The organism is Jeotgalibaca arthritidis, from assembly GCF_011100465.1.
Lineage (GTDB): Bacteria > Bacillota > Bacilli > Lactobacillales > Aerococcaceae > Jeotgalibaca > Jeotgalibaca arthritidis.
This window is the reverse complement of sequence record NZ_CP049740.1, coordinates 1,575,239-1,589,312: the sequence shown is the minus strand read 5'-3', so window position 1 is coordinate 1,589,312 and position 14,074 is coordinate 1,575,239. Positions and strand designations below refer to the sequence as shown.

Sequence of the window (14,074 nt, the reverse complement as noted above, 5' to 3'; positions counted from 1 at the left end):
CTCCTAATTTTTTTATGATAAAAATTAGGAACTGAATAACCGGCAATGGTTTTGTCTTCGTCATTGAAGTTCAGTTCCCATCAGCAGTCGCGTACTGCTGACGATAGAATTCCTTCATTTTTTGCTAAAATGAAGCTGTTTTGGGTACAAAAAAAAGTCTATGCGCCATTACATAGACTCGAACGACACTGCTTTACCTCGAAACAGCGAACGCATGCATATTAGCAATCCAAGATAAAGATCTGACTCCATACGTGACGTATGATTACAGTGGCGGGACCGTGTTGGGATTTAACCAAACTTCCATACCTTGGTTGTCTTTGAATGGTACTTCTATCACTGCCATTGTAGTCCATTCGATTTTATTTTGCAAGAGCTTAAGAAATAACAAAAAAGCAACCTACTGTGAGAGTAAGTTGCTTTTATGGATTAGTCTTGTAATGTCAAAATCTTTGGTCCATCGGCAGTAATCGCAATGGTATGTTCGAATTGGCAGCTCAATCCGCCATCTTGTGTGCGGGCAGTCCAACCGTTTTTATCCATTTTAGATTTCCATGTTCCCGTATTAACCATTGGCTCAATAGTAATCGTCATGCCTTCTTTTAAGCGCAGACCCTTTCCTGCCTCACCGTAATGTGGAACAGATGGGCCTTCGTGCATAGTTGGTCCAATACCATGTCCAATAAATTCACGAACAACAGAGAAGCCTTCTGCTTCAACGTAAGTTTGAATAGCATGACCAATGTCACCAATACGATTTCCTGGAATTGCTTGTTCAATCCCTAGGTATAAAGCTTTTTTTGTCACTTCTAGTAAACGCTCAACTTCTGGATTTGTTGACTCACCAACAATATAGCACCAGCAAGAATCAGCCATAGCTCCTTTGTAATTAACAACTGTATCGACTTTTAGTAAATCGCCATCTTTTAAGATTTCTTTTTTACTTGGGAAACCGTGGCAAATTTCATCGTTCAAGCTCATGCAGGTTGCAAATTCATAGCCTTCATAGCCAATTTGCTCAGCGATTGCGCCAGCGTCTTCAATGCGTTTTTGTACAAAGTTATTTATTTCCATTGTATTCATGCCTGGCTTAATAAAGTCACGCAAGGCTACATGAATATCAGCAAGAATTTTTCCTGCTTCTTCCATCGCTTCAATTTCGCGAGGTGATTTCAATGTAATCATATGGTTTTGTTCCTCCAATATTCTGTATTCACTTGCTTATTATACCACGCAAATCGGGACTATGGGGAGGAAATGCTTCTAGTTACGGTTAAGAAACGCCACCGTCTGCTCATAGCATCGCTTCGCTTCATCTGTCGCATAGTCAAACTGATATTCGTGGGGAATTTCCTTTTCTGACTCTTGGAAAAACAAACGATCGACTTCCACACCTAATTCTTCTAACTTTTCTACCATGGCCATCCCTTGTTTAGGAAAAGAAAACGCATTGCCATCTGAAATGAATGCGGTTGGAAAATCAGCAGTAACGTGATGAACCAAGGATGCCTCCGACAATTGCGGTGAGCTTTGCCAGTCTTTCTTTCCAATCAATGACCACGCCACTGTTTTGACAAAAAACTTTAAGAAGAAGCTATCCGATTGATCGTCTACCATTTGCTTTAAGTCAAGCGGCCCGCAATAGGATATGGCGCCTTTAATGGTTTTTGGCAGTACGGTTTGGCTAAAACCAATGTGATAGTCAGGGTTCGTTTGCACAGTGACATATTGAAAGGCAATTTGTGCGCCGGCAGAGTCTCCTCCAAAGTATAAATTAGCCATATTTAGCATGGGGTAATCTGCTTTGTTTTTCATAAAAAAATGGACGACATCGTCGAGCTGGTGGAGCTGGCCGGGATAAATGGACTTGGGCGCAAAACTATAATTCATAGCGACAACGGCTATATTGGTGTCGGCCGCAATCCGAGTGGCAAATTCGGTGACATCGGTCTTGTCGCCGCCGACGTAACCGCCGCCATGAACCCAAAATAAAACAGCTACCGGATTGGTGGTGTCAGTCGGATAATAGAGGTCGAAGACATTGCGCTCGTATGTAGTTTGGTAAGGTGTATTTTGTATAACGGTAACTTTTTGTTGTGCCTGTTCGTAGGCTAGCTGGTCTGTAATGGTTAATGGTTTGTCAAATAGCCGATGAATCAGCCGCGCTGCTGGTTTCGGCGACCGTTTGAAGGCTACGATAGTAGCTCCCAGTGTTGCCGCTGCAATTTTGAAGATTATTTTAGCCATATCCGCACCTCTTCTTCAATTTTATTAGGTGTATATCGGTAAAAGTGGTCTTTGAAAACGATAAATAGCTTTCAAAGGAGGAAATAGCCGCCTTTTCGGTTTTTGAAAATGGAAAACGATTTGCAAAGGAGGTTTATCTGCCTATTTCCTCCTTTGCAAATGAAAAACAGCTTTCAAAAGCGGTTTTGTGCTTTAAATTGCTTAACTAGCTTGCGAGCTGCTGTTTCACCCACCATCCCGCCGCACCAATCCTGCAAGACTCCTGCAGTTAGTCGTCTTTCTGGAAAAAGCAGGACATAATCTGCCAACATGCGACGTGCGCCAGCCAACTTGGCTTCAACCTTTCTACATTTTGGGCATACCAGATAGCGGTGCTTATCTGTCATTTTATTGCCCATACAATCGGAGCACCAAATCCCCTTTTCAAGTTCTTCATAGGTGAAGTCATATTTGGATTGATAGGGATTGGTTTGAGGTCGGCTGTCTAAAATAATTTTTGCGATGGCAGTATGATAGTCGGTCAGCGCACCCGCACTTTTTTCCATTTCTTCTAAATAGCCTTGCCATTGTGGGCGCATCAGTATAGGGAATTGGGGATCGTGTCCGTAAAGTGTGGCGTTCCAATTCATAAAAATAACTTTCCGTTCCAATGCTAGATTGATGCGGTGGTCGCGCAATATGCTGTCCATCACATCGAAGGCGTTTTTTGAGCGCAGCAGAAAATTGCGTTCCATTTTGTAAGTGCCTTTATAGAAATTGTCATTTCGGTGGTGAAAGGTTCCTTCAACATTTTTAATTTCTAACAGCCGGATATGGTGACTCGTGATCACAATGAGGTCAATTTGAACGGTGCCGCTTTTCCTCAATAAAACATCATGCAGAATAATAGCTGGAAAGTTTTGAGCCATTAAATCGAGATAAGTTTCAAATTCCGCCTCGTATCCTTTTTGTACGGCTCTTCGCTCATTTTGCAGATCAGTAGCGCAATTTTGTCGGTTTGACAATGCTTCTAAATAAGTCAGTAATTCTGGTTTTCCCATTATAAAAGCCCCCTTTATTAATAAATCCGCAGAAATGAGCATTTCTCACTATTATTTTTTATATTTGTAGTATAGTTTCGGGCGATCATTAACCTGGTAAGACCCCATTATTGTTTCATTTGCAATTAAATCACCCGCTTGTTTGGTATAAATCATTACGTGATTTATACCAACGGCCACTCCGTCTTCACATGAATAAGTGGTTGTAGATACAACTGAATCTTGACTAAACTAAAATTTCTTCTCATTCCATTTTATCCCTTTAAATAGTTGATTATTATAAAAAATCACAATCTTTTCCTAATCATAAACAAAGCATATTAAAACAACTTCATTACAAAAAGGATTGTGAATAGAACATGCGCCTTCGTATAATTTATTGGTTTTTATTCAAATCTTAGACACATTTTAACGATGTCAAAAACTGCACAACAGTGGATAAGAAATGACAGTCATAAGAAAAGCGGACAAGTCCGCCTTGGCCTATGAAAAAATAGGAAATTTGACCCTGAATGAGCAGCGAAGCGCGCAATGGGGCAAATTTATCTTTTTTTCACTAGGTCAGGACTTGGGAGCTAGACATTGATGGCTGAACTTATAATCCCCTAGTCTACAAAAAAGCTCCCGTTTTAATTGAAGAAGAATAAATTAGTAGAGAGTTTAGAACAAGCAGCCCTCCATGTGAGGCTGCTTGTTTTGCATTTTTTTGGGGTGGTTTATAGGGATTTGGGGAGGTTTGTATAGTACAGAACTTTTTTATGAGCTGTATCATACACATTTCCTAAAGAAATGAATGACGACGAGCAGTAATGCTACGTTCGAAGAAAAAAATAGAAACAAGCTCCGAATTTTGGAGCTTGTCTCTATTTGTAATCTTCTATTCAATTTTAAAAAAGCGCGTACTCACATGACTTTCTTTCATTTCCAAAAAGATAAATGTATCTTCTTTTTCTGGGAAAGCAAGACTCGATAATACTTTCATGCCATCATTAAAAAAGATTTCTACGGATGAGGTATCAACGAAGATATTCATCTTCAGCTCTTTGTTTGGAAGGAGTTTACTTTGACGTGTTGATTTTGTTTCGTTAATTTTTTCAATCCCTACATTCGTGCGGTCTACTTCAACAAGACCTTGTTTTGAGTCAAAATCAACTTTTAAGTAGCGAGTCTGCTCTTTATTTGCCAAAAGATAGAGGGTCCCTTGTTGATTTTCAGGAAGTATAATTTCTAACTCATAAGCATTTTCATCTGGATGGTGTAAAGTTACCATACCATTTATTTTCTCTGTTTTTTCTTCAAGCAATCGTTTAGTTTTGTTCATTTCTTCTACAGGATATTGATATAATTGGTTTCCTTTTACTTTCAATTCCTTCACTAAACTTAAACAATTTGTCCAACCATCTTGGTAAACAGGATACTCATTTTCTGGAAGTCCTAACCAGCTGACGCAAAGCGTTCTTCCGTCTGGTGCATCAATTGCTTGCGAAGCATATACATCGAAACCATCATCTAAATTTCGAAGTTCTGTTGTTCCTTCAAAAGTCAGCGACTGAAAATCAACGAAATCTCCTATTATATAGGCATTTGGATTCAAATTATCATAGTCTAGGATGGTCTTATCCAATCCTTGAGGACAGAATATTAAAATGGGTGTCTTTGACAATCCAACCAAATGTGGACATTCAATCATGTATCCCATTGATTCGTTGATAAATGACAAGGGTCCTAAAAGCGACCAGCACTTCAAATCAGCACTGTGATAGACTAGAATTTTTCCTTGTTCTTGATTTGTTTGAGCGCCAATCACGAGATAATAGCTATTTTCATGTTCAAATACCTGCGGATCACGAAAATGTCCTGTATATCCTTCTGGTATGTGATCAATCAATGGCTTTTCAAGTTTTAAAATCTTATCTTTTTTCATGACAGCACCTAACTGATAAGATGAGCGGTTCCATTCTTCATCGCGTACGTTTCCCGTATAGAAAATGCGCAAATCATCTCCAACTGGAAGAGCTGAACCGGAATAGGCACCGTGGCTGTCATAAACTGTATCTGGTAAAATTGCTGAACCCTGGCTTTCCCAATGGATTAAATCTTTAGATTCTGCTTTATACCACGACTTTAACCCATGAACGGGTCCATATGGGAAAGCTTGATAAAATAAATGCCATTTCCCATCATGATATGAAAATCCATTTGGGTCGTTCAACAAGCCTGTTTCAGGCTGCACGTGAAACGTTTGTCGCCATTTCGAAGCTTGCACGGACGCTCTCAATTGATTCACATATTCTTCAGACCATTGATCATACGGTAGGTATTTTTCTTCCATCGTCCATTCTTTCTGTGGCAACATTGTCTGACTCCTAACTTATTTTTCTAACATGCCATCATTGTATCCAAACATCCATGTCAACCCGAAAGCGACAAAAAAACTAATGACACTGATCAAAATATACATAAAGAATTGATTATTTAAATACAGTAAAAGTCCCGGAATTGCTGTAATAGACATCCCAGTTGCTTGCATGTTAAAAATACTTGCTAAGAATCCACCAACTGCTCCACCGAGTAACCCCATGATAAATGGTTTACCATAACGCAAGTTCACACCAAACATGGCTGGTTCAGTGATTCCTAATAAGGCTGAGAAAGTTGAAGGAAACGCAACTGCCTTGACTTTTGTTTTTTTACTTTTTAGCCCTACTGCAAAGGCTGCACCTGCTTGCGCCACAATTGAGGCAGTGCTTATCATATTTACTGGATTCCAGCCTGTTTCTGCTAATAATTGAATCTCAATTAAATTTAACGCATGGTGCAAGCCGGTGACAACGATAATCTGGTTCAGACCTCCGTAAATCAATCCACCTAAACCAAATGGTAAGTTCAAAATCCATTCTACAGCGTGTAGCAATAACATTTCAGCTTCGTGGAACACTGGGCCAACGAGGAATAATGCTAATAACAACATCGCTAATAAGCTAATAAATGGTGTTAAAATTAAATCTAATGCTGGAGGGACAACTTTCCGAACTTTTTTTTCAATATTGGCACCTAAGAATCCCATAATAAATGCTGGTAAGACTGACCCTTGATAGCCAGCAACTTTAATAAATCCGAAAAATAACAATGGATCTCCTGTTCCTTGAGCGACATCCCAAGAGGTTGGAAGTGAAGGACTAACAAGCATTAATCCGAGTAAAATCCCTAATAGCGGGCTTCCGCCAAAGACTCGGAATGCAGACCAACAAACCAAAACTGGTAAGAAAGCAAAGGCTGTATCTGTTAGAATCTGAGTCACCATAATGAAATTAGACGAAATGCTATCTGGCGTCATCCCAAATAAACCTAACATTTGTGGCTGTGTTAATAATCCCCGTAATCCCATGAACAAACCAGTCGCAACTAAAGCAGGAATGATAGGTACAAACACATCACCAAAGACACGTATCAATCGTTTCAAAGAACTGCCTTCTTTATCAGCAGCTTGTTCTTTTAAGCCTTCTTTTGTGGTTGCAGAAACACCGACTTCTTCCATCGCTTCATATACACGGTTAACAATTCCTGTTCCAAAAATAATTTGGTATTGTCCTGAGGTGAAGAAAAAGCCCTTCGCCTTGTCTATATTCTCCACTTTTTCGTCTTGAATTTTGTCACGGTCTTTCACCACTAAGCGTAAACGAGTTGCGCAGTGTGCCATTGAACTAATATTGTCTTGCCCACCTACTGCGTCAATAACATCTCTTGCTATATTTAAATATTCTTTTTCAGCCATGTTCTGTCTCCTTATCTTTTTTTAGCTTCTTTTTAAGAACTATTTCATATCACAAAACTTCTTCAATCGTTTTACTGATTGTTACACCCTTTACCGCTGCACGGTTAATTGGAAATGATCATCGAGCGCATGTTGTCCAATAAATAAGGTGAATTCTCCTTCTTCTACGATTTCATTGCCTTCGTTATCAATAAAAGAAAATAAGTCATCTGTTAATTCAAAAGCAACCTCACTCGTCTCCCCAGGATTTAAAGATATTTTTTCAAAGGCTCTCAATTCTTTCACTGGCCGTACAACCGAAGCTGCATTATCTTGTACGTATAATTGGACAACTTCTTTAGTTGGGTAGACACCCGTATTCGTGACTTGAATCGTTACATACTGTTTATCATCTTCTTCCTTAGCCTTCATTTCCGTATACGCCACTTGACTATAAGATAGGCCAAAACCAAATGGAAATAGTGGACTGTTGCTTTCATCCAAATAACGAGATGCAAAGCGATGGTAGGGCTCAATGCGCTCATGAGGCCGTCCCGTACTAAGCTCACTATAGTAAATCGGAATTTGACCGACCGCTCTTGGGAAAGTCATCGATAGACGAGCTGAGGGATTCACTTTTCCCGATAGGATTTCCGCCAAGACTTTTCCAGACATCGTCCCAGGGAACCAAGCGTATATAATCGCTTCTACCTCATCAACTACCTTGTCTAAAATTAAAGGCCGACCAGAGAAAACAATTAGAATAATCGGTTTCCCTGTTTTCTTTAATTCCTTCAGTAAAGCGATTTGATGTTCAGGCAGTGATGGGTTTACGCGAGAACCGCCTTCACCGCTTTGATAGGCAGACTCACCTAATGCTAATAACACTATGTCCGAAGCATTTGCTACTTCCAGAGCTTCTGTCAACAATTGTTCTTGGCTTTGAGTCTCTTCCACAAAACGATCCGCATATTTCCCAAACTGATAAAAATCTTTTTCTTGAATCAAAGGGGTACCTAATGCTACATCAATATCCCAACCAAGATTTTCTTCGTCTGAGAATTCTGTCAGTCCATCATATAATGAATAGGCATCTTCTTCGTCACCGGTGATTGCCCAGAAGCCAAGAACCGACTTCTCTTTGCTATAAGGACCAATCAAAGCAATTTTCTTTTTCTTCAATGGTAATTGATCGTCATTTTTCAATAAGACAATCGACTCTCTTGCCAATTCCTCCATCGCTTCTACATGTTCTCTTGGGAAAGAAGAAGTTTCTGCTTCTGCTTCTCGTTTCATACCACGATAAGGATCTTCAAATAATCCTAAATCATTTTTCAATGTCAACACACGGTAAGCTGCTTCATCGACCAATTGTAGAAGCAGAGGATTCTCTTCTGTTAGCGTCTTCAACTCATTCGCATAAATAGCCGTTTTCATATCAATATCTACGGTACTCTGAATTGCTTTCTGAGCTGACTCCTGATTATTTGCTGTGTAGCCATGGTATTTCAATTCTTCTATCGCCGCATAATCTGAAATCAAAACACCTTCAAAACCGTATTCATCTCTTAAAAGTTCTTTGTTTAACCATTCATTTCCGGTACAAGGAATCCCATTTAAGGTATTAAAGGCTGTCATAACAAGCTTTACACCGGCATCCATTGCTGTTTTATAGCTAGGCAGGTAAGTATTTCTCAAAGATGTCATAGATAAGTCGACACTGTTGTATTCTCTTCCTGCTGTCGGGGCACCGTATGCTGCAAAATGCTTCACGCAAGCCGCAATATGATTTTCCCCAATCATTTCCCTGTTTCCTTGTATACCGCGAACCATATGCTCTGCATATTTCTTTGCCAATAAAACATCTTCTCCAGGAGACTCCATCACTCGTCCCCAACGTGCGTCTCTTGCGACATCCACCATTGGAGAAAAAGTAACATGAATGCCCGCATCATAACATTCCTTTGCTATCACTTGTGCACTTTTTTCAATTAAATCAAAGTTCCAACTACATGTTTGTGCTAGCGGAATGGGGAAAATACTTTTATAGCCATAAATAACATCTGCCATGAATAATAACGGAATACGATGTTTGGCTCGTTTTAAGTATTCAGTTTGAAGCTCCACCACATTTTTAGAATCGGTTACATTCAGAACTGACCCTACATTAAACGGTTCAAAATTATCGTGTAATCCTAGTTTCTTTAATGGTCCCGTTTCCATTATTCTTTCGTCAATATTAAAGAAATCTCCTGTTAGCTGAATCATTTGACCTACTTTTTCTTCAAAAGAAAGTGTTGAGAATAATCGGTCTAGTTTTTCTTTGTTCATTTTCGCACCCCTTCTTTCTATAACCACTATAAAGTGTTTTCTTTTTCTAAAACAGTTGCTTTTTTATGGTATTTCGGTCATTTTTTATCTTTTTTATATATTCTCTTGGTGTCATAAGCATGGCTTCTTTAAATGCGGTGCGCAAAGATTTTTCATTAGCAAATCCTGATTTTTGTGCAATGATTTCCAATGTCAATTCAGTATTTTCAATCATATTGATCGCATGTTCCAAACAGAGACTTTTTTTATACTCTGAGAATGTTTGTCCTGTACTTTCTTTTATCATTCGAGAAAGATACGTCGCTGTATATCCCGATAGATGGGCTAATTCTTCTAAAGTGAGTTGGCTTGCATAGTTTTCTTGCATTAAATGAATGATATCTTTGATTTTTTTATTACGATTTTTAGTTCGTTGATCAAGAACTTCATTTGTCGAGAATTCCTTTAGCAGAATATAGATAAATTCATTCAACAGACTTCGTTGATGAAACACGATATATGAATCTTCTTTTTGTGTAGAGGCAAAAATTTGTTGGATTAATTTGATTTCTTGCTGATAAATGTCTTGCTTCTCTTTTTGTTCCCATACATTTATTCGAGCTTCCTTATCTAAAAAAAGTTTCGAATGGAAGTAGAATACGACAAATTCGCCCTGCTCATAACTTTGTGTGGAATGAGGAACCAAGCTGTTAATGACAAAAAACTGTCCTGGCTGTAAAATGATGATCTTCCCTTCCACCCAAATCTTCATTTTTCCGGAAATACAATACAGTACTTCTATCTCTTTGTGAAAGTGCATCGGTATAATTCGATTAATATCCTTGGCTTGAAAACTAAATAAGAAAAACCCCTGATTTTCATCGATGTATATCTTTTCATAATTTTGTGTATCCACAATCTCCATCCTCCGTTTTTTATTGTTATTATGTTCTTGTTTATATTTTGACTTAATTTTTAGATTTACTTAGACCATAATATCCTACTCTACCAAAAAATAGTTCATTCAGAAAATCCCCGTAAAAACTCAGCGATGACTTATAGAATTAAATATACACTGATACAACTGTTTCTAAAGAGATATTTTGCGCAGTCTTGTAACGAATGTTATCATTTCAGTACAAGGGGGAGATGAAGATGATTCGTTTTCAAATATGAAAAGGATAACCTAATGTTATTTACAATTCATTTTATCTGTAACTTACAGTAGGAGGAATTTTAAAATGCGCAAACAATTTATTATTAAAAAGTTAAATGAAAAACAAAAAAAATTACAATTCTCTGGCAATGTCAGAGTCATCCAAAATAGTGACAGTTTCACTTGCAACTTTGGTTATGCTAATTTGCCAGAAAAACTCGAAAATAAAGCACATACTCGTTTTGGGATTGCTTCTGGAAGCAAAATATTTACTGCAATCTCCATTTGCCAATTAGTGGAACAAGACTGATAAAAGTTATTTCACAACGTCAAAAAAAGCATCAAAACCTCTGTTTCAAGATTTTGATGCTTTTAATCACTTATTGACTAATAACCGTTACGTAAGTCTCTTTCATATTCGCTCTCATTTGAACGACTCACTCGACGCTTGCGACCTTTGATTGGCATGATTTGCAGGGCTTTTAATACTTTTTCCCCTTTGCCATTTAAGATTTCTACAAAAGTGGAAACGTCCATTAAATTAATCACACCGATGTCCTCGCCTGTTACGCCTTCGACATTACAGATTGCCCCTACGACATCGCCAGGTCTCATTTTCGTTTTCTTACCTGCATTAATATGGATTTTCATAATGTCTTCTTTAAAATCAAGTCCAATTTCTTTACGAATCATTGGATTTTTCTTTTGTTTTTGATCAAAATCTAAACGATATTTATCAACGGTTGCACGACTTGGACGAGGAATTTCCTCAAGAGCATGCTCTTGGGCTTCTAAAATCGCCGCAAAAGAACCTCGGTCACGAGGAATAACTAACGACAATGCTTTCCCTTTATTTTCAAAACGTGCCGTCCGGCCAATACGATGAACATAGGTTTCTGGTTTGTCCGGTATATCATAGTTGACGACTAAAGCGATATCTGAAACATCAATCCCTCTTGCTGCTACATCCGTTGCGACTAAATGTCGGAAATAACCACGTTTGAAATCGTTGATTACTTGGGTACGGTCTCTTTGTTCCATGCCACCATGTAACATATCCACTTTAATATCGGCTCTATCTAATTCCTTCATTAGGCGGTCAACCATGATTTTCGTATTACAAAAGAGAATACTACTATCTGGATTATCGACGATTAATAGATCTTTTAATGTTGCTAATTTATCGTCCTCTTCTACACGAATGTATTGTTGACGAATGCGTTTCTTCGATTGTGCTGTATCGGCAATTTCAACATATCTCGGATTTTTTAAGAAGCTTTCCGTTAATTTTTTAACAGCAGCCGGCATGGTTGCCGAGAATAAGGCCGTTGTGCGATCGAGTGGCAACTCATGTAAAATATCTTCCACTTGATCAATAAAGCCCATCGCAAACATTTCATCCGCTTCATCAATGATTAAGGTTTTAATCTTACTTAAATCAATCGTTCCTCTTTCGATATGGTCAAATAAACGACCAGGTGTTGCTACCACAATATGTGTCCGTTGCTTTAAGTTTTTGACTTGTGATTGATAAGAACTTTTACCAAATAAGGCTTCGACTTTCAAACGTTTGTAACGACCGATATTAAAAATCTCTTCTTTAATTTGCATCGCTAATTCACGTGTCGGCGTTAAAATCAAGGTCTGAGGTGCTCGTTCTTCCCAATTGACTAATTGACAGAGTGGAATTCCAAATGCAGCAGTTTTCCCACTCCCGGTCTGAGATTTGACAATCACATCTTTTTTATTTAATAAGAGAGGTAAAACCTCTTTTTGAACAGCAGTCGGCTCGGTATACTTTAAAACAGTTAGTGACTTGATAATCGATTCATCCAACAGGTATTCTGAAAATCTATTTTGACTCATTTAATTTAACATCCTTCTATTTAAACAAGTTCAACATAGATTTCCTTCGACTTGCTTAATATTATTATTATTTTTTTCGCTTCAATAGTTTAACACGCTTTCCTTGATAATACACGAAAAGTGTGGTTTTTTCTGTGAAGCTCTCATCTGATTTTTTTATTCTTTTCTTTTTACTAATTTAAACGTCATTTTTTTACTTTTCTTCATTAACAATAAAATCGGACATTGAAACAGCAGCTAAAAAAATACAATCCCTTGGCGCTAAAAACGTGTTCATCAAAGGAGGACATCGCCTAGACGTCGCCGATGCCACAGCCTTTTTACTCCTTGAAGATGGCTCTTTCGAATGGTTAAGTAAACCAAGAATCGACCCACAAAAAATCGCAGGACTGGCTGTTATATCAGCCATTACCCAAGCCCAGGAACTAGAAAACGCCGTACGTTTGTTACAAAAACCCTTTTATTTACCTCCTAATTAGCACTCGTTAAAAGACCGGTTCTATAATATATGGTGTTGGTGAATCGAAATGTGATATGCTCCCCCTAAAGTAGACACTTAAAAAAGTAAAACTACTTAAGGGGGAGCATATCAATGGCCATTCTGTTTTTTCGCTTATTAAATCTATTCTATTTTTTTATAAGGGATATTTAGTCACTTAACACTACTCTCCGTTAATTATCTCAAACCCATACTGCTCAATATGTTCTTTCAATATATCAATATAATCCTTTGCCAATGGGCTTAATTCCATTTTATTGCGCTTCAACCAACCGAGTGTCATCGAATCATCAACTTCTAATGGAATAGCTACAATTTTATCATCGTTTAATTCGCTCGAAATAATTCCTGAGCTAATGGTATAACCATTTAGACCAACCATCAAATTAAAAATGGTCGCGCGGTCACTCACCTTTATCGATTTTTTATGGTTAATGGTACTTAGTATTTCTTCTGCAAAGTAAAAGGAATTACGTTCGCCCTGTTCGTAGGATAAGTAAGGGTACTCCTCTAAGTCTTCAAGGGTGACACTTTCACGACCGATTAAGGGATTTTGCGATCCTACAAACACATGAGGCTGAGCAACAAATAGCGGTGTAAAAATAAGATCATTGTCTTTAAATAATTTTTCAAGGACTTGTCTGTTAAAGGCATTTAAATAAAGGATACCAATCTCACTCTTAAAGCTAGCTAGGTCTTTCAAAATATTTTCGGTCTCGGTTTCTCTCAAGGTAAACTGGTATTCTTCGGAATCAACGCTACGAATTAATTCAACAAAGGCATGAACGACGAATGCATAGTGTTGGGCAGAAATAGACAGGGCTTGTTTACGGACAGCATTTTTTTGATAGCGCTCTTCAAGCAGGTGAACATTATCTAGAATTTGCCGGGCGTAAATTAAAAATTCTCGACCATCTTCGGTAAGTGAGACACCTAGTTTACTGCGCAGTAAAATCTGAACGCCCACTTCCTTCTCCAATTCTTTAATGGCATTGGACAAGCTGGGCTGTGTCAAATAAAGGTTTTTTGCTGCTTCATTAATCGATCCCGTTTTAACAATTGCTTCTAAATATTCTAATTGCTCAATCCTCATGTAACTCCTCCTTATTACTTTTATTATTATAATAACTCTTCTTATAGTTTTAAGCTATCACTAACCATTGTTATTGTCAGTTATCTCAATTTTTGAGATAGTGTTATCT

At 38.1% G+C, this 14,074-nt stretch carries 11 protein-coding genes and 1 riboswitch; of the genes, 2 read left to right on the top strand and 9 right to left on the bottom strand.

What is annotated here, in order from left to right:
* Positions 1 to 179 precede the first annotated feature (179 nt).
* A riboswitch (adenosylcobalamin (AdoCbl) riboswitch) is annotated at positions 180 to 332 on the bottom strand.
* Between the two features lie 97 nt (positions 333 to 429).
* The 7 genes from map to G7057_RS08015 form a co-directional block, all read right to left on the bottom strand.
* Positions 430 to 1,185, bottom strand: a complete 756-nt coding sequence (gene map / locus G7057_RS08045; protein ID WP_166162638.1) for a type I methionyl aminopeptidase — start codon at positions 1,183 to 1,185, stop codon at positions 430 to 432.
* 78 nt (positions 1,186 to 1,263) lie between these two features.
* A complete protein-coding gene (locus tag G7057_RS08040; RefSeq protein WP_166162636.1) occupies positions 1,264 to 2,247 on the bottom strand; it encodes an alpha/beta hydrolase in 984 nt (327 codons plus the stop codon).
* Positions 2,248 to 2,420: 173 nt separating this feature from the next.
* Positions 2,421 to 3,287: a nuclease-related domain-containing protein gene (locus G7057_RS08035; RefSeq protein WP_166162634.1), complete on the bottom strand. Its 867-nt coding sequence runs from the start codon at positions 3,285 to 3,287 to the stop codon at positions 2,421 to 2,423.
* An 877-nt stretch (positions 3,288 to 4,164) separates the two neighbouring features.
* A complete protein-coding gene (locus G7057_RS08030) occupies positions 4,165 to 5,640 on the bottom strand; it encodes a sucrose-6-phosphate hydrolase (protein ID WP_405002616.1) in 1,476 nt (491 codons plus the stop codon).
* A gap of 18 nt (positions 5,641 to 5,658) precedes the next feature.
* Positions 5,659 to 7,062 (bottom strand): sucrose-specific PTS transporter subunit IIBC, encoded by a 1,404-nt coding sequence (locus G7057_RS08025; protein WP_126110671.1) that lies wholly within the window; start codon positions 7,060 to 7,062, stop codon positions 5,659 to 5,661.
* Positions 7,063 to 7,152: 90 nt separating this feature from the next.
* The gene (locus G7057_RS08020) at positions 7,153 to 9,372 is read right to left on the bottom strand and encodes a glycoside hydrolase family 3 N-terminal domain-containing protein (protein WP_166162630.1); all 2,220 of its coding nucleotides are present in this window, start codon (positions 9,370 to 9,372) and stop codon (positions 7,153 to 7,155) included.
* A gap of 46 nt (positions 9,373 to 9,418) precedes the next feature.
* Entirely contained in the window at positions 9,419 to 10,267 is an 849-nt protein-coding gene (locus tag G7057_RS08015) for an AraC family transcriptional regulator (RefSeq protein WP_166162628.1), read from the bottom strand.
* 325 nt (positions 10,268 to 10,592) lie between these two features.
* Here G7057_RS08015 and G7057_RS08010 point away from each other — a divergent pair, with 325 nt between their 5' ends.
* Positions 10,593 to 10,817, top strand: a complete 225-nt coding sequence (locus G7057_RS08010) for a serine hydrolase (protein ID WP_166162626.1) — start codon at positions 10,593 to 10,595, stop codon at positions 10,815 to 10,817.
* Positions 10,818 to 10,894: 77 nt separating this feature from the next.
* On the opposite strand, the gene G7057_RS08005 is transcribed toward G7057_RS08010, so the two are convergent.
* The gene (locus G7057_RS08005; protein ID WP_166162624.1) at positions 10,895 to 12,373 is read right to left on the bottom strand and encodes a DEAD/DEAH box helicase; all 1,479 of its coding nucleotides are present in this window, start codon (positions 12,371 to 12,373) and stop codon (positions 10,895 to 10,897) included.
* A gap of 212 nt (positions 12,374 to 12,585) precedes the next feature.
* On the opposite strand from G7057_RS08005, the gene G7057_RS08000 reads away from it, so the two are divergent.
* Entirely contained in the window at positions 12,586 to 12,852 is a 267-nt protein-coding gene (locus tag G7057_RS08000) for a bifunctional hydroxymethylpyrimidine kinase/phosphomethylpyrimidine kinase (protein ID WP_166164171.1), read from the top strand.
* 183 nt (positions 12,853 to 13,035) lie between these two features.
* Here G7057_RS08000 and G7057_RS07995 read toward each other — a convergent pair whose 3' ends face one another.
* Positions 13,036 to 13,965 (bottom strand): LysR family transcriptional regulator, encoded by a 930-nt coding sequence (locus G7057_RS07995; RefSeq protein ID WP_166162622.1) that lies wholly within the window; start codon positions 13,963 to 13,965, stop codon positions 13,036 to 13,038.
* Between the last annotated feature and the right edge of the window lie 109 nt (positions 13,966 to 14,074).

Coding starts and splice junctions, on each gene's coding strand:
- G7057_RS08010 (WP_166162626.1), top strand. CDS start 10,593: ATGCGCAAACAATTTATTATTAAAAAGTTAAATGAAAAACAAAAAAAA.
- G7057_RS08040 (WP_166162636.1), bottom strand. CDS start 2,247: ATGGCTAAAATAATCTTCAAAATTGCAGCGGCAACACTGGGAGCTACT.
- G7057_RS08005 (WP_166162624.1), bottom strand. CDS start 12,373: ATGAGTCAAAATAGATTTTCAGAATACCTGTTGGATGAATCGATTATC.
- G7057_RS08035 (WP_166162634.1), bottom strand. CDS start 3,287: ATGGGAAAACCAGAATTACTGACTTATTTAGAAGCATTGTCAAACCGA.
- map (WP_166162638.1), bottom strand. CDS start 1,185: ATGATTACATTGAAATCACCTCGCGAAATTGAAGCGATGGAAGAAGCA.
- G7057_RS07995 (WP_166162622.1), bottom strand. CDS start 13,965: ATGAGGATTGAGCAATTAGAATATTTAGAAGCAATTGTTAAAACGGGA.
- G7057_RS08025 (WP_126110671.1), bottom strand. CDS start 7,062: ATGGCTGAAAAAGAATATTTAAATATAGCAAGAGATGTTATTGACGCA.
- G7057_RS08020 (WP_166162630.1), bottom strand. CDS start 9,372: ATGAACAAAGAAAAACTAGACCGATTATTCTCAACACTTTCTTTTGAA.